Here is a 19,382-nt window from a genome sequence, read left to right on the forward strand (position 1 = left end):
ACAACGAACGAGGAGACGAGGCATGCGTGTCGGCGTCCTGACCGGCGGGGGCGACTGCCCCGGCCTGAACGCGGTGATCCGGGCGGTGGTGAAGTCGCTCGTGCGCCAGCTCGGCGCCGAGGTGATCGGCATCGAGCAGGGTTTCCTCGGCCTGATCCAGCGCCGCGTGCGGCCGCTGGATCTGCGCGCCGTGGCCGGGCTGATCGCCACCGGCGGCACGGTGCTGGGCACGCACAACCGCGCCGACCCGTTTGCCTACTTCGGTGCCGGCGGGGCGGATGTGTCCGACGGCGTGATCGCCTATGCGCGCGAGCTCGGGCTGGACGCGCTGGTGGTGATCGGCGGCGACGGCAGCATGGACATCGCACACCGCATCAGCCTGAAGGGCCTGCCGGTGGTGGGCTGCCCGAAGACCATCGACAACGACCTCGAGCACACCGACCGCTGCTTCGGCTTCGACACCGCGGTGGCGATCGTCACCGACGCGCTCGACCGGCTGACCACCACCGGCCAGAGCCACGGCCGCGTGATGATCCTCGAGACCATGGGGCGCTACGCCGGCTGGATCGCGCTCGAGGCCGGCCTCGCCGGCGGGGCCGACGTGATCCTGATTCCCGAGATCCCGTACCGGCTCGACAAGGTGATCGAGGTCTGCCGCGAGCGCGAGCAGCGCCAGCGCTTCACCGTCATCGCGCTGGCCGAGGGGGCGACCGCCGAGGGCGGTGGCCTGACGGTGCAGGAGCGCATCGAGACCTCGCCCGACCCGATCCGGCTCGGCGGCGTCGGCAACCTGCTGCGCCATCAGCTGCAGCCGCACCTGGACTGCGAGGTGCGCACCACCATCCTCGGCCACGTGCAGCGCGGCGGCGCGCCGACGCCGTTCGACCGCGTGCTGGCCACACGCTACGGCCACGCGGCGGCGCAGCTGATCCAGCGCGGCGAGTTCAACCGCATGGTGGTGCTGCGCGGCAACGAGATGGCCAGCGTGCCGCTGGCCGAGGTGGCCGGGCGCAACCGCCACGTGCCGGCCGACCACCCGCTGCTGCAGGCGGCGCGCGACACCGGCGTGTCGCTCGGGGTCTGACCGCGGGCTAACGCGGCGCGCGTGCGAGCGCCTCCAGCAGCTTGGCGTGGATGCCGCCGAAGCCGCCGTTGCTCATGCACAGCACATGGTCGCCCGGGCGGGCCGCGGCGACGACGCGCTCGACCAGCTTGTCGATGCCGTCGCACACCACCGCGAGCCGGCCCATCGGCGCGAGCGCCTCCTCGGCGCTCCAGGTCAGCCCGCCGCTGTGGCAGAAGGCGAGGTCGGCCTCCTCGAGCGACCAGGGCAGCTGCGCCTTCATCGTGCCCAGCTTCATCGTGTTCGAGCGCGGCTCGAACACCGCCAGGATGCGCTGCGTGCCGACCTTGCGGCGCAGGCCGTTGATGGTGGTGCGCATCGCGGTGGGGTGGTGCGCGAAGTCATCGTAGACCTTCACCCCGCCCGCCTCGCCGCGCAGCTCGAGCCGGCGCCGCACGTTCTCGAAGCCCGCGAGCGCGCGCGCCGAAACCTCGGGAGCGACGCCGGCATGCTCGGCCGCGGCGATGGTCGCCAGCGCGTTGAGCTGGTTGTGCTCGCCCAGCAGCGACCAGTCCACGCGCGCCACCTTCAGGCTGCCGCGCAGCACGTCGAAGGCGTGCGGCTCGCCGCGTGCGCGCAACGCGCCCGGCTCCTCCTTGCGCGCGCCGAAGCGCACCACCTCGCTCCAGCAGCCCATCGCCAGCACGCGCTGCAGCGCCTCCTCGCGTGCGTTGACCACCAGCCGGCCCTGCCCGGGCACGGTGCGCACCAGGTGGTGGAACTGGCGCTCGATGGCCGCCAGGTTCTCGAAGATGTCGGCGTGATCGAGCTCGAGGTTGTTCAGGATCGCGGTGCGCGGCCGGTAGTGCACGAACTTGCTGCGCTTGTCGAAGAACGCGGTGTCGTACTCGTCGGCCTCGATCACGAACGTCTTGCCCGCGCCCAGCCGCGCCGAGACGCCGAAGTTCAGCGGCACGCCGCCGACCAGGAAGCCCGGCTGCAGCCCCGCCTGCTCGAGCACCCAGGCGAGCATCGAGGTGGTGGTCGTCTTGCCGTGCGTGCCCGCCACCGCCAGCACGTGGCGGCCCTGCAGCACATGCTCGGCCAGCCACTGCGGGCCGCTGGTGTAGGGCAGCCCGGCGTTCAGGATGGCCTCCATCAGCGCGTTGCCGCGGCTGACCACGTTGCCGACCACGAACAGGTCCGGCTTCAGCGCCAGCTGTGCGGCGTCCCAGCCCTCGATCAGCTCGATGTCCAGCGCGCGCAGCTGGTCGCTCATCGGCGGGTAGACGTTCGCGTCGCAGCCGGTCACCCGGTGGCCGCCCTCGCGGGCCAGCGCCGCGAGGCCGCCCATGAAGGTGCCGCAGATGCCGAGGATGTGGATGTGCATGCGGCCGATTCTAAGAACGCCCCCGCCGCCGGCGCCCTGCTAAGGTGAGGGGCATGCCGCGTGACGACTTCACCGCCTTCGCCTGGATCGCGACGCACCCCTGGCTCTACCCGGCGCTCGAGGCGGCGCACATCGTCGGCATCGCGCTGATGCTGGGCAGCCTGGTGCTGGTCGAGCTGCGGGTCTGGGGCCTGGGCGCCACGCTGGCCATGCCGGCGCTGGCGCGGCTCGGGCTCACGGTCTCGCTGGCCGGCTTCGGCCTGGCTGGCGCCACCGGGCTGATGATGTTCGTCAGCCAGGCCGGCGAACTGCTGGCCAACCGCGTGTTCGTCACCAAGATGGTGCTGCTGATGTTCGCCGGCCTGAATGCCGCGGGGTTCCACGCACGCGGCAGCCTCGACAAGCTCGACCGCACCGCGCGGGCGCAGACCTTGGTCTCGCTGGGGCTTTGGCTCGCCGTCATCATCTGCGGCCGCTGGATCGCCTACTACTGATCCGGCCCGACCTCGGAGCCCGCCATGCAGCGCAGAACCTTCCTTGCCGCCGCCTCCGCCGCGGCCTCGTCGGCCGCCTTCGCCCACCACGGCTGGAGCAGTTTCGACCAGGGGCGCCCGATCTACCTCGAGGGCCTGGCGCGCCGGGTGGCCTGGCGCAACCCGCACGTCGAGTTCGACCTCGAACTGGCGGCCGACCTCAGGCTTCCCGCCGACCTCGCTCAGCGGCCGCTGCCGGCGCAGTCGGCCCAGGTCGACGGGCCGAAGCTGCTTGCCGCAGCCCGGTTGCCGACGCGCCGCGACAAGGTCTGGCACATCGAGCTCGCGCCGCTGACGCGCATGCAGGCGTGGCAGGTGCCCGAGCTGAAGGACGGCGATCGTGTCGCGCTGCTCGGCTTCACCTTCACCGAGGAGAAGGGCGACGCGGTGCTGCGTGCCGAGTACCTGTTCGTCGGCGGCAAGACCTACGGGTTGCGTTCCTCGCCGGCCTGATCGGGCCGGATCAGGCGCGCAGCGCGCGGGCGGCGGCCTCGACCGTTGCCCCGATCTCCGCCGCGCCATGTGCGGCGCTGACGAAGCCGGCCTCGTACAGCGCCGGCGCGAAGTACACGCCGGACTCCAGCATGGCGTGGAAGAAGCGGTTGAAGCGTTCCTTGTCGGTGGCCAGCACGCTGGCGTAGTTCTGCGGCAGCTCGCCGGCGAAGAAGAAGCCGAACATGCCGCCTTCGCAGTCGCCCACCATCGGCACGCCGGCGGCCTTCGCCGCACCCACCAGACCGTCGACCAGCTCGCGGGTGCGCTGGGCGAGCGCTTCGTAGAAGCCTGGTTTCGCGATCTCCTTCAGCGTGGCCAGCCCGCAAGCCGTGGCCACCGGGTTGCCCGAGAGCGTGCCGGCCTGGTAGACCGGCCCGAGCGGCGCGAGCTGTTCCATCACTGCGCGCTTGCCGCCGAAGGCGGCCAGCGGCATGCCGCCGCCGATCACCTTGCCGAACACGCTCATGTCGGGCGCGAACCCGGGGATGAGCTTCGCGTAATGCGCCTGGGCACTGCCCAGCCCGACACGGAAGCCCGTCATCACCTCGTCGAACACCAGCAGCGCGCCGTGCTGCGTGCACAGCTCGCGCAGGCGCGTCATGAACGGCACGCTGGCGCGCACGAAGTTCATGTTGCCGGCGATCGGCTCGATCATCACGCAGGCGAGGTCACGGCCGTGCAGCGCGAAGGCCTCCTCGATCTGCGCCAGGTTGTTGTACTCGAGCACCAGGGTGTGCTGCACCACCTCGGCCGGCACGCCGGCGGAAGTGGGGTGGCCGAAGGTCGCCAGCCCCGAGCCGGCCTTGACCAGCAGCGCGTCGGCATGGCCGTGGTAGCAGCCCTCGAACTTGATGATCCTGCTGCGGCCGGTGGCGCCGCGCGCCAGGCGCAGCGCGCTCATCGCCGCCTCGGTGCCGGAGCTCACCAGGCGCAGCATCTCCATGCTCGGCACGTGCGCCAGGATGGCCTCGGCCAGCTCGACCTCGCGCTCGGTCGGCGCGCCGTACGACAGGCCCTCGCGCGCCGCCTGCTGCACCGCCTCGAGCACCGCCGGGTGGCCGTGGCCGAGGATCATCGGGCCCCAGGAGCCGATGTAGTCGATGTAGCGCCGGCCGTCGGCGTCGATCATGTAGGCGCCCTCGGCTCGGGCGATGAAGCGCGGCACGCCGCCGACGGCACGGAAGGCGCGCACCGGCGAGTTGACCCCGCCGGGGATGACCTGCTGGGCGCGGGCGAACAGGCGCGCGTTGCGGGAATCAGTGGACATGGCGCGGGCCTTTCGGGGGGTCGTCGGCAGCGGGTTCGTCGCCCGGTGTGGCGCCGCCGTCCTCGCCCTCCTCGGCGGGTGGCAGGGCCCAGAAGAAGCGGTCGGGCACGACATTGCCCATGCCGGGGCGGAAGCCCGCGTCCAGCGCCTCGTCGAGGAAGGTCAGCGCCTCGCCGACCGCGGCGTGCAGTTCGGCGCCCGAGGCCAGCAGCGCCGCCAGCGCCGCCGACAGGGTATCGCCGGCGCCGACGAAGGCGGCGTCGAAGCGCTCGAACTTCTCGCCCGTGATCGCGCCCTGTGGCGAGGCGAGCACATTGTCGAGGAACTGGTCGCTGCCCTTCTTGCCGCTGGGCAGCACCACGCTCGTCACCAGCACGAAGCGCGTGCCGTGTTCGCCGGCGGCCACCGCCAGCTCGCGCGGCGAGGCCGGGCGCTCGCTGTCCCAGTCGGGCAGCAGGAAGTCGGTCAAGGTCTGGTGGCTGCCCACCAGCACCTCGGTCTGCGGCAGCACCAGCTCGCGGAAGGCCTCCAGGTAAGCCTGCTGGGCGTCTTCCTCGAGCCAGCTGAGGTTGGGCATGTAGGCCACCAGCGGCACGTCCGGGTAGTCGGACAGGATCTCGGCCACCGCGCCGACGCCTTCGGCCGAGCCGAGGAAACCGACCTTCCAGGCGGCGATGGTCACGTCCTCCAGCACGCTGCGCGCCTGCTCGACCATCACGTCGGCGTCCAGCGCATGGTGGTCGAACACCTCGGCCGTGTCGCGCATCACGATGCTGGTGACGATCGGCAGCGCATGCGCCCCCATCGCGGCGATGGTCGACACGTCGCCGGCCAGGCCGCCGGCGCCGCTCGGGTCGCTGGCGTTGAAGCTCATCACGCACGCCGGCGCGCTCTGCTCCTGCAGGGCCTCGTCGGCACCGTCGGTGGTGGGGGTGGGAGTGCTCATGGGCGCGGGGTCGGTCGGGCCGGGAAAAGGCCTCCCGAGAGACCTTCGGCCGACCTCCAGCCGAACGTGAAGAATGTTGCGTATGTGCCTACGGATCCTTGGTTTTTTGCCAGGGTGCGTGGCTACAATCTGGCTCCATTGTAGTGAATGACCAAGTCAATCCGTGAGCGAACCGCGTACCTGGATGTGCCTCATCTGCGGATGGATCTATGACGAGGCGGCCGGGGATCCGGAGCACGGGATCGCCCCGGGCACGGCCTGGGCGGATGTACCGATGAACTGGACCTGTCCGGAGTGCGGCGCTCGCAAGGAAGACTTCGAGATGGTGCAGATCTGACCCCACGAGGGTCGGTCGCACAGCCGCCGTGCCAGGCGTCGTTGAGGAGAAAGCTCGGTGAGCAACGAAGTCCCAGCCGGAACCGCGGGCCTCAAGGTGCTGGTCATCGATGACAGCAACACGATCCGCCGCAGCGCCGAGATCTTCCTGAAGCAGGGCGGCCACAGCGTGCTGCTGGCCGAGGACGGCTTCGACGCGCTGTCCAAGGTCAACGACAACGAGCCCGACCTGATCTTCTGCGACATCCTGATGCCGCGCCTGGACGGCTACCAGACCTGCGCGATCATCAAGCGCAACGCGCGTTTCGCCGAGGTGCCGGTGATCATGCTGTCGTCCAAGGACGGACTGTTCGACAAGGCGCGCGGGCGCATGGTCGGCTCCGAGGACTACCTGACCAAGCCCTTCACCAAGGACCAGCTGCTGCAGGCCGTGGCCCAGCACCGGCGGGCCGCGTGAGGCCGGCCGTTCCCCCGATTCGAAAGCACTGAGGCGCCCTGGAGGCGCCGGTTGATGAGGACACCGTCATGGCGATCCAGAAGATCCTGCTGGTCGACGATTCGAAGACCGAGCTGCACCACCTGTCGGAGCTGCTGAGCAAGCGCGGCTACGCGGTGCGCACCGCCGAGAACGGCGAGGAGGCGATGCGCCGCCTCGGCGAGGACAAGCCCGACCTGATCCTGATGGACGTGGTGATGCCCGGCCAGAACGGCTTCCAGCTGACCCGGGCGATCACGCGCGACCCGCGCTTCGCCAACGTGCCGGTGATCATGTGCACCAGCAAGAACCAGGAGACCGACAAGGTCTGGGGCATGCGGCAGGGCGCGCGCGACTACATCGTCAAGCCGGTCGACGCCGACGAGCTGGTCTCCAAGATCAAGGCCTTCGACTGACGCGCGGGCAGCGAGCACATGGCCAGGAAGGAAGCCCTGCGTGAACTCCAGAGCCGGCTGGCCGAGCGCCTGCAGGCGGCGCGCACGCAGCAGCGCGGCAGCTCGTGGCTGGCGGTCGAATGCGCCGGCCGCGGCCTGCTGTTCCCGCTGCGCGAGGCCGGCGAGATCTTCGCGCCCGCGCCGCTGCTGGCCGTGCCGCACACGCACCGCTGGTTCCTCGGCGTGGCCAACCTGCGCGGCCACCTGCACGGCGTGGTCGACCTGGCCGGCTTCCTCGGCCTGAAGGGCGCGGACGCGCCGCCGCCGGCGCCCGGCCAGGGCCAGCTGGTCGGCTTCAACCAGTCGCTCGACCTGAACTGCGTGCTGCTCGTGGACCGCCTCGCCGGCCTGCGCAACGAAGAGCAACTCACGCGCGAGCCGGACGACGGCTCGACCCGACCCACCTTCGCCGGCGCGCGCCTGCGCGACGGCTCCGGCCGCGTCTGGCAGGAACTCAGCCCGGCGGCCCTGGCCGGCGACGAGCAGTTCCTGCGCATCGTCGGTTGAATCACATGCCCGTCGGCATCATTGACCCGGAGAAACTCGCATGAGCTTCCTGAACAAGATCAAAGGACTGGGGCGCAAGGACGGCGCCACCGACCAGGACACGCTCGAACAGGACGGCCGCTTCGACGATGCCCCCGCGCGCGGCGAGGTGCCCGACCTGCCGCTGCCGGGCCCCGACGGCAGCGCCGCGATGGACGCGGCCACGCTGCAGCAGACGGTGCAGATGGATTCGTCGATCATCACCGAGGCCGCACCCTCCGAGATGGCCGAGTTCACCGAGGCACGCGCCGCCTCGGCGGCCGCGGCCGCCGGCGCCGGCTCCGGCCTGCCGCTGATCGGGCAGCGCCCGCTGGGCGAGCAGCAGCGCATCCTCGGCGGCCTGGTGCTGCTGGGCTTCCTCGGGCTGGTGGTCGTCACCATCCTGTCGCTGCAGTCCGCCAACAAGGGCGCGGCCCAGGTGGGTGCCACCGGCCAGGCGCTGATGCAGTCGCAGCGGCTCGCGAAGTCGGTCTCGCAGGCGCTGATCGGCAGCCCGCAGGCCTTCCCGGAAGTGCGCGAGAGCGCCGACGTGCTGGTCAAGACCGTGCGCGACCTGAAGACCGGCGAAGGGGCGCTCGCCGCCGCGCCGGCGTCGGTGCAGCCGGCACTCGACCCGCTGATGCCGCTGGTGGACCGCGCCGAGAAGAACGCCAACACCGTGATCGGCCAGCAGAAGATCCTGACCCAGGTGGGCCAGGCGCTGCGCACCATCAACCGCCAGTCGTCCGACCTGCTGGAGATCGCCGAGACCATCTCCTCGCTCAAGCTGCAGCAGGAGGCCTCGCCGGCCGAGCTCTCCGCGGTCGGCCAGCTGGTGATGCTGACGCAGCGCATCGGCAAGTCGGCCAACGAATTCCTGACGATGGAAGGCGTGTCGCCCGAGGCGGTGTTCCTGCTCGGCAAGGACCTGAACTCGTTCCGCGAGATCGCCCAGGGCCTGGCCGACGGCAACCCCGAGCTGCGCCTGCCCGGCACCAAGGACCCGCAGACCAAGGAGCGCCTGGTCGCGCTGCTCAAGCAGTACGAGGACACCCGCACGCAGGCCGGCGCCATTCTGGGCAACCTGCAGGGCCTGGTGTCCGCGCGCGAGGCGCAGGCGGCGATCATCGCGGACAGCGAGCCGCTGCGCAAAGGGCTGGAGACGGTGCAGGAAGGCCTGTCCGGCCAGACCGGCTTCGGCGCCGGCAGCCTGCTGGCGCTGATCGCCTTCGCCGCGCTGATGGCGGCCGGCGGCTACGGCTTCCTGCGCCTGTACGTGCGTGACCAGGCGCAGCGCGCCCAGCTCGCCGAGGCGCAGCGCCAGGAGGCCGAGCGCCAGGAGCAGGAGGCCAAGCGCGTCAACGACGCCAACCAGGCGGCCATTCTGCGGCTGATGAACGAACTGCAGACGGTGGCCGAAGGCGACCTGACGCAGCAGGCCACCGTGACCGAGGACATCACCGGCGCCATCGCCGACTCGGTGAACTACACGGTGGAGGAGCTGCGCACCCTGGTGGCCCAGGTGCAGGGCACGGTGGGCCGGGTGACCGAGACCACGCAGCAGGTCGAGGCCACGTCCACCGAGCTGCTGGCGGCCTCGACCGAGCAGCTGCGCGAGATCCGCGACACCGGCGAGTCGGTGCTGCAGATGGCCACCCGGATCAACAACGTGTCGGCGCAGGCGCAGGAAACCGCTCAGGTGGCGCGCCAGTCGCGCGAAGCGGCCGAGTCCGGCCTGCGCGCGGTGCAGAACACCATCGGCGGCATGAACATGCTGCGCGACCAGATCCAGGAAACCTCCAAGCGGATCAAGCGCCTGGGCGAATCGTCGCAGGAGATCGGCGAAATCACCGAGCTGATCTCCGACATTACCGAGCAGACCAACGTGCTGGCGCTGAACGCCGCCATCCAGGCGGCCTCCGCCGGCGAAGCCGGTCGCGGCTTCTCGGTGGTGGCCGAGGAAGTGCAGCGCCTGGCCGAGCGCTCCGGCGACGCGACGCGCCAGATCGCGGCGCTGGTCAAGACCATTCAGACCGACACGCAGGACGCGGTGGGCGCCATGGAGCGCAGCACCCAGGGCGTGGTCGAGAACGCCCGCCTGTCGGACGCTGCCGGTGCGGCGCTGAACGACATCGACCGCGTCTCGCGCCAGCTCGCCGACCTGATCACGCAGATCTCCTCGCAGGCGCAGTCCGAAGCGCAGTCGGCCAACGTGGTGGCGGCCAACATCCAGCACATCTTCGCCGTGACCGAGCAGACCGGCGAGGGCACGCGCTCGACCGCCGCGATGGTGCGCGAGCTGTCGCGCACCGCCGAGGAGCTGAAGCAGTCGGTCGCGCGTTTCAAGATCGAGTGACGTCCCCTTTCCTCTGACCCTCCATCCAGGGCCCCGCATGGACACGCGAACCGCCACCCCGACGGCCACCCGCAGCGGGCCTGCCGACGACCTCAGCGCCCTGGCGTGGGTGCAAGACGAACTGCGCCGCTCGCTCGATGCGGCGCACAAGTCCTTGCGCCGTTACCTGAAGGAGTCGGAGGCGGTCAGCAGCTCGGACGTCGACTCGGTCGATCCCTCCGTGCTGCGCAGCGCGCGCACGCAGATCCACCAGGGCGTGGGTGCGCTCGAGCTGGTCGGCCTGCAGTCGGCGGCGCTGCTGCTGCGCGCCAGCGAGGCGGCGGTGCAGAAGATCATCGCCAAGCCGCACAAGCTGACGCCGGCGCTGGTCGAGTCCATCGAGCACGCCTCGTTCGCGCTGCTCGACTACCTGTCGCGCATGCTGGCCGGCAAGCCGGTCTCGGCGCTGGCGCTGTTCCCGCAGTACCGCGCGGTGCAGGAGGCGGCCGGGGCGGAACGCATCCACCCGGCGGATCTCTGGAACGTCGACTGGCGCTGGCGCGCGCTGCCGGCCGACACCGGCGTGCAGCCGCGTGCGATCGACGACGCGACGCACCATGCGCTCGAGGCCAACATGCTCGGCCTGATGCGCAGCCCGCAGCCGCTGGTGGCCGCGGCGCGCATGAGCGAGCTGACCGCCGGGCTCGGTGCCGCGGCCCGCGAGACCGAGGTCGCGACGCTGTGGAAGCTGGCGGCGGCGGTCTACGAGGCGAATGCGCAGAACCTGCTCGCCTTCGACGTGTTCAGCAAGCGCCTGGCCTCGCGCCTGCTGGCGCAGTACCGCGCGCTCGAGAAGGGCGAGACGCAGGTCTCCGAACGCCTCGCTCAGGACCTGCTGTTCTTCTGCGCCCAGGCCGCCTCGCCCGGCGACGGCAAGGGCGCGCCGCGCCTGGCCGCCGTGCGCCAGGCCTACGGGCTGGCGCACCACGTGCCGGTGGACTACAGCGTCAGCCCGCTGGGCCGTTTCGACCCGGCGGTGATCGTGCAGGCGCGCAAGCGCGTCGCGGCAGCCAAGGAATCCTGGTCCGGCGTGGCCGGTGGCGAACTGCATCGCCTGGCCGGACTGGCCGAGCAGTTCTCGCTGGTGGGCGATTCGCTCAAGCGGCTGTTCCCGCTCGGCGAGGCCTTCGCGGCCGAACTGCAGATGGCGGTGGCGCAGACCCAGAGCAGCGGCGAGCCGCCGGCGGCCCCGCTGGCCATGGAGGTGGCCACCAGCCTGCTGTACATCGAGGCGGCGCTGGAGGATTCCGAGTTCGACCACCCCGAGCAGGCCGAGCGCGTCAGGCGCCTCGCGGACCGGCTCGGCGCCGTGCGCGAGGGCCGCCCGCCCGAGCCGCTCGAGCCCTGGATGGAGGAGCTGTACCGCCGCGTCAGTGACCGCCAGACCATGGGCAGCGTGGTGCAGGAGCTGCGCAGCTCGCTGTCGGAGAGCGAGAAGGCGATCGACCAGTTCTTCCGCAACCCGGACGACCGCCAGGTGCTGATCCCGGTGCCGAACCAGCTTGCCGCGATGCGTGGTGTGCTGTCGGTGCTGGGCATGGACCAGGCCACCGCCGCGTTGCTGCGCATGCGCGACGAGATCGAAGGCCTGGTGCAGACCCAGCTCGACCCCCAGCGTGTCGACCAGACCGGCCTGTTCGACCGCATTGCCGGCAACCTGGGCGCGCTCGGCTTCCTGATCGACATGCTCAGCGTGCAGCCGCAGCTGGCCAAGTCGCTGTTCGTGTTCGACCCGCGCACCGGCACGCTGGACCCGGTGATGGGCCGCGGCCCCGGCGCACGCCAGCTCGGCGCGGCGCCGCCGCCGGTCGAGCCGCGCCTGATCGAGCAGGCCCAGCAGCTCGCCTTCACCGCGGCGCGCGGCGACGTGCCGGTGGCCGAGGTCGCGCGCGAACTCGAGCGCCTGTCGCACGAGGCCCAGGCCGCGGATCAGGGTGCGCTGCTGGCCACCGTCGAGCGCTCGCGCGAGGCACTCGAGAAGGCCGATGTCGAGCAGAACCCGGACTTCGTCGCCTCGTTGCGCGGCGAGCTCTCGGAGGCGCTGGTCGACTTCGTGCACACCTCGTCGCGGCCGATGGAGTTCGTGCCCGAGCCGCCGCCGCCGCCGCTCGCGGCCGCCGCGCCCGCGCCGGCGGTCGACTCCGGCCTGGCCGAAGACGACGAGATGCGCGAGATCTTCCTGGAGGAAGCGCGCGAGGTGCTGCGCGACGCCGGCACGGCGCGCGCCGACCTGGCGCAGGCGCCGTCCGACCTGCCGCTGCAGACCACCGTGCGGCGTGCCTTCCACACCCTCAAGGGCAGCTCGCGCATGGTCGGGCTGAAGGAATTCGGCGAAGCCGCCTGGGCCTGCGAGCAGCTCTACAACGCGCAGCTGGCCGAGCACCGCGGCGCCGACCAGCCGCTGCTCGAGTTCACCGAATGGGTGCTGGGCCAGCTGGCCGGCTGGGTCGAGGACATCGCGGCGCGGCGCGACGCCGCGCGCAGTGCCGCGCCGATCAAGGCCGCCGCGCAGCGCCTGATGGCCGGCGAGCCGCCGCTGCAGTCGGCCACCGCTGCGGCCGTGGCCGCCGCACCGGCCCCGGCCGCCCCGGCGCCCGTCGCGGCCGAACTGCCACCGCTGCCGCCGCTGAACATCGGCCTGCCGCCCGACCTGCCGAGCGCCGCCGACCTCGAGCTGCGCGACCTGTCCGCCCCGGCCGCCCCGCTGGCGCCGGCACTGGCCGAGCTGGCCTTCGACCTCGACCTGAAGGCGCTCGACGAACCGCTGCCCGCCGAGCCCGTGCCGGCCGCGCCAGAGGGGGCCGTGCTCGACATGCAGGCCACCGCGCTGCAGACCCCGTTCGACCCGCTGGCCACCCAGCCGCTGCCGCTGCACGAGCTGCCCGAGGCGGCGCTGCCGGTGCCCGACATGACGGTCGAGCTGATCGACCTGGACCTGGACGCTGCCGCCGCCGAGGCTCCGGTGTTCGAGGCCCTGCAGCCCACCCCTGTGGTGGAGGCCGACCTGGCGCTGGACCTCGGCGCACCGGCCGAGCCGGCCGCACCGGTGCCGGCCGCGTCGCCCGAAGAGGAGAACGTCAAGGTCGTCGGCCCGCTGCGCATCGGCATCCCGCTGTTCAACATCTACCTCAACGAGGCCGACGAGCTGTCGCGCCGTCTGACCACCGAGCTGGCCGAATGGGCCATGGAGCTGCATCGGCCGGTCGGCGAGACGCCGATCGCGCTGGCGCATTCGCTGGCCGGCAGCTCGGCGACGGTCGGCTTCAACGACCTGTCCAACCTCGCACGCCAGCTCGAGCATGCGCAGATGCGCTCACAGGCGGTCGGCTTCGGCACGCCCGACGAGGCGCGCCTGTTCGTCGAGGTGGCCGAGGAGATCCGCCGCCTGCTGCACCAGTTCGCCGCCGGCTTCCTGAAGGAGCCCGATCCGGCGCTGCTGCAACGCCTGGCCGGGCACGAGATCGATTCGGCGCGCCGCCTGGAGGCGGCCACCGCCGCGGCCGAGCTGCCCGAACCCACCGCGCCCGCGCCGCTGCCCGAGCCGGCCGTCGAAACGATCACGCTCGGGGCCGCGCACGAACCGGCCGCCGAAGCGCCCGCCGAGAGCACCGAACACATCGAGGCGACCGCGCCGGCGCCGCTCACCGGCCCGGGTTTCCTGGCCACCAGCGCCTTCGGCGCGCTGGATTCGCGCCTGGACGCACTCGGCCAGCCCGAGCTCAAGCCGCTGGCCGAGGCGCCCGAGCTGTCGCAGCGCGCGCACCACGTGGTCGAGCCGGCGATCGAGGGCACCGAAGACATCGACGCGGTCGATGCGGTCGACGCCGAGCTGTTCCCCATCTTCGAGGAAGAGGGGCAGGACCTGCTGCCCCGGCTGTCGGCGCAGCTGCGCGACTGGGCGCGCCGCCCGGGCGACGCCAGCCACGCTGCCGCCTGCATGCGCACGCTGCACACGCTCAAGGGCGGTGCCCGCCTGGCCGGCGCGATGCGCCTGGGCGAGATGGCGCACCGCCTCGAGACCCGCATCGAGCAGCTGCTCGCGCAGCAGCCGGTGCCGGCGGCCGACGTGGAGCAGCTGCAGTCGCGCGGTGACGCGCTGGCCCAGGTGTTCGAGGCGCTGCGGGCGCGTGACGCCGCGGCCTACGCCGAGGCCGGTGCGGCGCTCGCCGCCGAGCCGCTGCCCGAGCCGCCGGCGGCGCCGGCGCCGGTGGCCGTGGCCCCGGTGCTGCTCGCCGTGCCGGACGCGCCGGTCGCGCCGACCGACGTGAGCGCCGCCAACGAGCCCCCGGCCGCACCGGAGCAGGCCGCCGCGCCCGCTCCGGCTGCCGCGCCGGCCGAGGCGCTGCCGCCGATCGACTGGTCGCGCTTCGCCCTCGGCGGGCCGACCAGCCGCGTGGTGGCCGACAAGACCCAGGGGGCTGCGCAGTCGTCGGTGCGCGTGCGCGCGCCGCTGCTGGACCGCCTGGTCAACCAGGCCGGCGAGGTGTCGATCACGCGCTCGCGCATCGAGTCCGAGGTCGGCCAGATCAAGGGCTCGCTGGGCGACCTGACCGAGAACCTGGAGCGCCTGCGCCAGCAGCTGCGCGACATCGAGCTGCAGGCCGAGACGCAGATGAGCTCGCGGCTGGAGGCGGCCAAGGCGGCCTCGCAGTCCTTCGACCCGCTCGAGTTCGACCGCTTCACGCGCTTCCAGGAAATCACCCGCATGATGGCCGAGTCGGTCAACGACGTCGCCACGGTGCAGCGCACCCTGCAGCGCGCGCTGGACAGCGCCGAGGACGAGCTGGCCACCCAGGCGCGCCTGACGCGCGACCTGCAGGACGACCTGCTGCGCACCCGCATGGTGGAGTTCGAGAGCCTGTCCGACCGCCTCTACCGCGTCGTGCGGCAGGCCGCCAAGGAGACCGGCAAGCAGGTGCGGCTGGACATCGTCGGCGGCTCGATCGAAGTCGACCGCGGCGTGCTCGACCGCATGACCGGTTCGTTCGAGCACCTGCTGCGCAACAGCGTGACGCACGGCATCGAGTCGCCCGAGCAGCGCACGGGCGCCGGCAAGGAGCCGAGCGGGCTGGTGATCGTCTCGCTGACGCAGGAAGGCAACGAGGTCGGCATCGAGTTCCGCGACGACGGCCGCGGGCTGGACCTGGCGGCGATCCGCGCCAAGGGCCAGGCGAGCGGCCTGCTCGCGCCGGACGCGCAGCCGAGCGACGCCGAGCTCGCCAACCTGATCTTCACGCCCGGCTTCAGCACCGCCGAGACGGTGACCGAACTGGCCGGCCGCGGCGTCGGCATGGACGTGGTGCGTTCCGAGGTCAACGCGATGGGCGGCCGCATCGAGACCGCCACCTCGCCCGGCCAGGGCACCTCGTTCAGGCTGGTGTTACCGCTGACCACCGCGGTGACGCAGGTGGTGATGCTGCGCTGCGGCGACTCCACCGTCGCCGTGCCCTCGACGCTGATCGAGATCGTGCGCCGCGCCACGCCGGCCGAGGTCGATGCCTGCTACGCCAGCGGCGTCTACACGCTCAACGAGCGGCCGATGCCGTTCTTCTGGCTTGGCGCGCTGCTGCAGACCAGCGCGCGGCCGACCGAGGCGACCGGGCGCACCCGTGCGGTCGTGGTCGTGCGCAGCGCGCAGCAGCGCGTCGCGCTGCACGTCGACGAAGTGCTGGGCAACCAGGAAGTGGTGGTCAAGAACCTCGGCCCGCAGCTCTCGCGCCTGCCCGGCCTGGCCGGCATGACCCTGCTGGCCTCCGGCGCCGTAGCGCTGATCTACAACCCGGTGGCGCTGGCCACGCTGTACGGCGACTCGGCCCGCGCCGCGACGCTGTCCGCGCTGCAGGCCTCGGCCTCGCAGCCGGCGCAGCCGCAGCAGCCGATGGCCGCGGCGCCGGTGCAGGCCGCACCGCTGGTGCTGGTGGTCGACGATTCGCTGACGGTGCGCCGCGTCACGCAGCGCCTGCTGGTGCGCGAGGGCTACCGCGTGGTACTCGCCAAGGACGGCATCGAGGCGCTCGAGCGCCTGGCCGAGGAACTGCCGCAGATCGTGCTGTCGGACATCGAGATGCCGCGCATGGACGGCTTCGACCTGGTGCGCAACATCCGCGCCGACGCGCGCCTGCGTGCGCTGCCGGTGATCATGATCACCTCGCGCATCGCGCAGAAGCACCGCGACTACGCGGCGGAGCTGGGTGTCGACCACTACCTCGGCAAGCCGTACGCCGAAGACGACCTGCTGGCGCTGATCGCCCGCTACACGAGCGCAGCCGTGCCGGCCTGAGGCCGGGCTAGCGACCGCCGGATGCCCGATCTCGTCGACCACCTGGCCGAGCTGACGGGCTTTCGCGACCGCGAGCTGCTCGACGTCACGCTGGTCGGCGCGCTGCGCGACCTGATGCAGACGCAGGCGCGCTCGGTGGCGATCTACCGCAGCGTCGGCGAGCCCGGCCAGGAGCGCTGGCTGACGCGCGCGCTGCAGCGCGCCGGCGAGATGGCGGCCACCGCCGACCCGAGCTGGGTCGACATCGACTCGCTGCCGCGCCAGGCCGACTTCCCGTCGCGCCTGGAGGCCTTCCGGCGCCAGGCCATCGTCACGGTGGCCGGTGCGCTGCACCTGACGCTGTTCCCGGTCTCGACCGACCGCGAGAGCCTGGGCGTGCTGGAGATCGAGAGCGACGGCGCGCTCGACGAGCGCGACCGCCGCATGGTGCTGTCGATCCTGCGCATCTACCACAACTTCCAGGCCCTGCTGGACTACAGCGAGCGCGACACGCTGACCGGCCTGCTGAACCGCAAGACCTTCGACGAGAGCTTCATGAAGGTCGCCGCCGAGCCGGCGTTGCCGGGCTCCGCGCCGCTGCTGGACGGCCGGCGCGCGGTGCCCGTGAGCAGCCATTGCTGGCTGGGCGTGATCGACATCGACCATTTCAAGCAGGTCAACGACCGCTTCGGCCACCTGATCGGCGACGAGGTGCTGCTGCTGCTGTCGCGCCTGATGCGCGCGAGCTTCCGCTTCCACGACCGGCTGTATCGCTTTGGCGGCGAGGAGTTCGTGGTGCTGATGCGCTGCGCGGGCGCCGAGGCGGCGCAGCAGGCCTTCGAGCGGCTGCGCCGCAACGTCGAGCAGTTCGCCTTCCCGCAGGTGGGCCGCATCACCGTGAGCGTCGGCTTCACCGGGCTGCGCGGCGGCGACACGCCCAGCGCCGCCTTCGAGCGCGCCGATCGCGCCGTCTACCATGCCAAGACGCACGGCCGCAACCAGGTGGCGCACCACGCCGAGCTGGTGGCGCGCGGCGAGCTCGCCGAAGACGCCAAGATCGGCGACGTCGAGCTGTTCTAGTTCCTTTCCTTGACGACCGCGAAGCGCTCCAGCGTGCGCTGGCGTGCCTGCTCGTGGTCGACGATCGGTGCCGGGTAGTCGCGCCCGAGAACCAGGCCGGCGGCGGCCAGGTCCACCGGGCGCGCCTCCCAGGGGGCGTGGATCACCGCGTCGGGCAGTCCGGCCAGCTGCGGCAGGTAGCGCCGGATGAAGCGGCCCTGCGGGTCGAACCTGCGGCTCTGGCTGACCGGGTTGAAGATGCGGAACCAGGGCTGCGCGTCGCAGCCGGTCGAGGCCGCCCATTGCCAGCCGCCGTTGTTGGCGGCCAGGTCGAAGTCGTTCAGGTGGTCGGCGAAGTACTGCTCGCCGCGCTGCCAGTGAATGCCGAGATCCTTGGTCAGGAAGCTCGCCACCACCATGCGCAGGCGGTTGTGCATGTAGCCGGTCTGGTTGATCTGCGCCATCGCGGCGTCGACCAGCGGGTAGCCGGTGCGGCCCTCGCACCAGGCGGCGAACAGCTCGTCGGCGTGCCTGCCATGTTCCCAGCGCAGCGCGTCAAAGGCCGGCTTGTAGCTCGCGCCCACCACGTGCGGATGGTGGTGCAGGATCTGGTGGTAGAAGTCGCGCCAGATCAGCTCCGACAACCACACCCGCGCGCCCTCGCTGCCCGCCTCGGCGCGCTGCCAGGCCTCGCGCGCCAGCGCGCGGATCGAGACCGTGCCGAAGCGCAGGTGCACCGACAGGTAGCTCGGACCCTTGACGGCCGGGAAGTCGCGCGCGGTGGCGTAGTCGTCGATGCGCGCGAGGAAGTCGGCCAGCAATGCCGCGCCGCCCGAGGCGCCGGTCGGGATCTTCAGCGCATGCAGGTTGGTCGGCGCGAAACCGAGCGCCGGCAGCGTGGGCAGCGGCGCGGCGAAGCCTTCGGGCACGGCCGCGAGCGCGCCCGCGTGGGGCTCGACCGGGTAGGCCTTGACGTAGAAGGGGTCGAGCTTCTTCAGCCAGGCGTTCTTGTAGGGCGTGAACACGCCGTACGGCGTGCCGGCGCCGGTGAGCACCTCGCTGCGCTCGAAGACCACATGGTCCTTCGAGGTGTGCAGCGCGATGCCGGCGTGCGCCAGTTCGCCGCGGGCGTGCGTGTCGCGCGCCAGCGCGGCCGGTTCGTCGTCGTGGTTGGCGTAGACCGCCTGCACGTGCAGGCCGCGCGCCACCGAGACAACCTCGTCCACCGCCCGGCCGTGCCGGACGATCAGCCGCACGCCCGCGTGGCCGTGCGCCTGCCCGAGCGCCTGCAGCGCCGCGTCGAGCTCGACCAGCGCATCGCGGATGAACTCGACGCGTCGGTCCGCCGCGAGGCCGCGCGCGAGCAGCGGGTCCAGGATGTCGCGGTCGAACACGAACAGGCACCACACCTGCCGCGCCGAGCGCAGCGCGTGGTACAGCGCGGCGTGGTCGAAGGCGCGCAGGTCGCGCCGGAACCAGACCAGTGCGGCATCGACGGCTTTCCCGCTGCTCATCCGGCGAGTCTATAAAATCCCCCGTCATGGCCGGCTCGCCGATCAACCTCACGAACCAGTTCCTCATCGCCATGCCCGGCATGGTGGACGGCACCTTTGCCGGGACGGTCGTGTACCTGTGCGAGCACACCGAGAAGGGCGCGCTCGGCCTGGTGATCAACCGGCCGATCGACATCAAGCTGAAGAACCTGTTCGAGAAGGTCGACCTGACGCTCGACCGGGCCGACCTGGCCGAGGCGCCGGTCTACTTCGGCGGCCCGGTGCAGACCGAGCGCGGCTTCGTGCTGCACGAACGCCTGGGCGGCGATGGCGACGAGGGCGGCCACTACAACTCGACGCTGCAGATCCCCGGCGGCCTGGAGATGACCACCAGCAAGGACGTGCTCGAGGCCATGGCGCATGGCGCCGGGCCGAAGAAGGTGCTGGTCACGCTGGGTTACAGCGGCTGGGGCGCGGGCCAGCTGGAAGACGAGATCGGCCGCAACGGCTGGCTGACCGTCGACGCCGAGCCGGGCATCATCTTCGACACGCCGGTCGAGCAGCGCTACGACAAGGCGCTCTCGCTGCTGGGCATCGACCCGCGCATGCTGAGCCAGGAGGCGGGGCACGCATGAGACGGACGTGCGACCGTGCCTGCGCACGGGCGCGCGCCTTCGAATGAGCGCCACGT

15 protein-coding genes are annotated in these 19,382 nt (G+C 71.8%); 11 read left to right on the forward strand and 4 right to left on the reverse strand.

Annotated elements, in window-relative coordinates; all coding sequences use genetic code 11:
- The first annotated feature begins 22 nt into the window (after positions 1-22).
- On the forward strand, positions 23-1,084 hold the full coding sequence (locus D9C15_RS08105) for a 6-phosphofructokinase (RefSeq protein ID WP_127996932.1): 1,062 nt from the start codon (positions 23-25) through the stop codon (positions 1,082-1,084).
- A 7-nt stretch (positions 1,085-1,091) separates the two neighbouring features.
- Here the strand turns inward: D9C15_RS08105 and mpl are convergent, their stop codons facing one another.
- Complete coding sequence (gene mpl / locus D9C15_RS08110) at positions 1,092-2,453, reverse strand: UDP-N-acetylmuramate:L-alanyl-gamma-D-glutamyl-meso-diaminopimelate ligase (RefSeq protein WP_127996933.1); 1,362 nt, start codon at positions 2,451-2,453, stop codon at positions 1,092-1,094.
- Between the two features lie 53 nt (positions 2,454-2,506).
- Here mpl and D9C15_RS08115 point away from each other — a divergent pair, with 53 nt between their 5' ends.
- A complete protein-coding gene (locus D9C15_RS08115) occupies positions 2,507-2,947 on the forward strand; it encodes a hypothetical protein (protein WP_127996934.1) in 441 nt (146 codons plus the stop codon).
- Positions 2,948-2,971: 24 nt separating this feature from the next.
- Positions 2,972-3,439, forward strand: a complete 468-nt coding sequence (locus tag D9C15_RS08120; RefSeq protein ID WP_127996935.1) for a DUF6152 family protein — start codon at positions 2,972-2,974, stop codon at positions 3,437-3,439.
- 10 nt (positions 3,440-3,449) lie between these two features.
- Here D9C15_RS08120 and hemL read toward each other — a convergent pair whose 3' ends face one another.
- Positions 3,450-4,748: a glutamate-1-semialdehyde 2,1-aminomutase gene (hemL, locus tag D9C15_RS08125; RefSeq protein WP_127996936.1), complete on the reverse strand. Its 1,299-nt coding sequence runs from the start codon at positions 4,746-4,748 to the stop codon at positions 3,450-3,452.
- The gene (gene thiD, locus D9C15_RS08130) at positions 4,738-5,694 is read right to left on the reverse strand and encodes a bifunctional hydroxymethylpyrimidine kinase/phosphomethylpyrimidine kinase (RefSeq protein WP_127996937.1); all 957 of its coding nucleotides are present in this window, start codon (positions 5,692-5,694) and stop codon (positions 4,738-4,740) included. Before thiD ends, hemL begins: the two co-directional genes overlap by 11 nt.
- Before the next feature lie 184 nt (positions 5,695-5,878).
- Between thiD and D9C15_RS08135 the strand changes: the two genes are divergently transcribed.
- The 7 genes from D9C15_RS08135 to D9C15_RS08165 all read left to right on the forward strand — a co-directional run bounded on the left by D9C15_RS08135 (position 5,879) and on the right by D9C15_RS08165 (position 17,219).
- Positions 5,879-6,031 carry a rubredoxin gene (locus D9C15_RS08135; protein ID WP_047193774.1) on the forward strand — a complete coding sequence of 51 codons (153 nt, stop codon included), beginning with the start codon at positions 5,879-5,881 and terminating at the stop codon, positions 6,029-6,031.
- A 57-nt stretch (positions 6,032-6,088) separates the two neighbouring features.
- Positions 6,089-6,487 (forward strand): response regulator, encoded by a 399-nt coding sequence (locus tag D9C15_RS08140; protein WP_127996938.1) that lies wholly within the window; start codon positions 6,089-6,091, stop codon positions 6,485-6,487.
- A 68-nt stretch (positions 6,488-6,555) separates the two neighbouring features.
- A complete protein-coding gene (locus tag D9C15_RS08145; RefSeq protein ID WP_112190536.1) occupies positions 6,556-6,921 on the forward strand; it encodes a response regulator in 366 nt (121 codons plus the stop codon).
- An 18-nt stretch (positions 6,922-6,939) separates the two neighbouring features.
- On the forward strand, positions 6,940-7,467 hold the full coding sequence (locus D9C15_RS08150) for a chemotaxis protein CheW (RefSeq protein WP_127996939.1): 528 nt from the start codon (positions 6,940-6,942) through the stop codon (positions 7,465-7,467).
- Positions 7,468-7,507: 40 nt separating this feature from the next.
- Positions 7,508-9,841 carry a methyl-accepting chemotaxis protein gene (locus D9C15_RS08155; RefSeq protein WP_127996940.1) on the forward strand — a complete coding sequence of 778 codons (2,334 nt, stop codon included), beginning with the start codon at positions 7,508-7,510 and terminating at the stop codon, positions 9,839-9,841.
- Positions 9,842-9,878: 37 nt separating this feature from the next.
- Positions 9,879-16,160: a hybrid sensor histidine kinase/response regulator gene (locus D9C15_RS08160; RefSeq protein WP_127996941.1), complete on the forward strand. Its 6,282-nt coding sequence runs from the start codon at positions 9,879-9,881 to the stop codon at positions 16,158-16,160.
- Between the two features lie 21 nt (positions 16,161-16,181).
- Positions 16,182-17,219, forward strand: a complete 1,038-nt coding sequence (locus D9C15_RS08165; RefSeq protein WP_127996942.1) for a GGDEF domain-containing protein — start codon at positions 16,182-16,184, stop codon at positions 17,217-17,219.
- Here the strand turns inward: D9C15_RS08165 and D9C15_RS08170 are convergent.
- Positions 17,216-18,712, reverse strand: a complete 1,497-nt coding sequence (locus D9C15_RS08170; protein ID WP_127996943.1) for a cryptochrome/photolyase family protein — start codon at positions 18,710-18,712, stop codon at positions 17,216-17,218. The two genes, D9C15_RS08165 and D9C15_RS08170, sit on opposite strands and share 4 nt — an antisense overlap.
- Positions 18,713-18,738: 26 nt before the next feature.
- On the opposite strand from D9C15_RS08170, the gene D9C15_RS08175 reads away from it, so the two are divergent.
- Positions 18,739-19,326 carry a YqgE/AlgH family protein gene (locus D9C15_RS08175; protein WP_127996944.1) on the forward strand — a complete coding sequence of 196 codons (588 nt, stop codon included), beginning with the start codon at positions 18,739-18,741 and terminating at the stop codon, positions 19,324-19,326.
- Positions 19,327-19,382: the final 56 nt, after the last annotated feature.

The organism is Piscinibacter defluvii, assembly GCF_004011805.1.
GTDB lineage: Bacteria > Pseudomonadota > Gammaproteobacteria > Burkholderiales > Burkholderiaceae_C > Piscinibacter > Piscinibacter defluvii.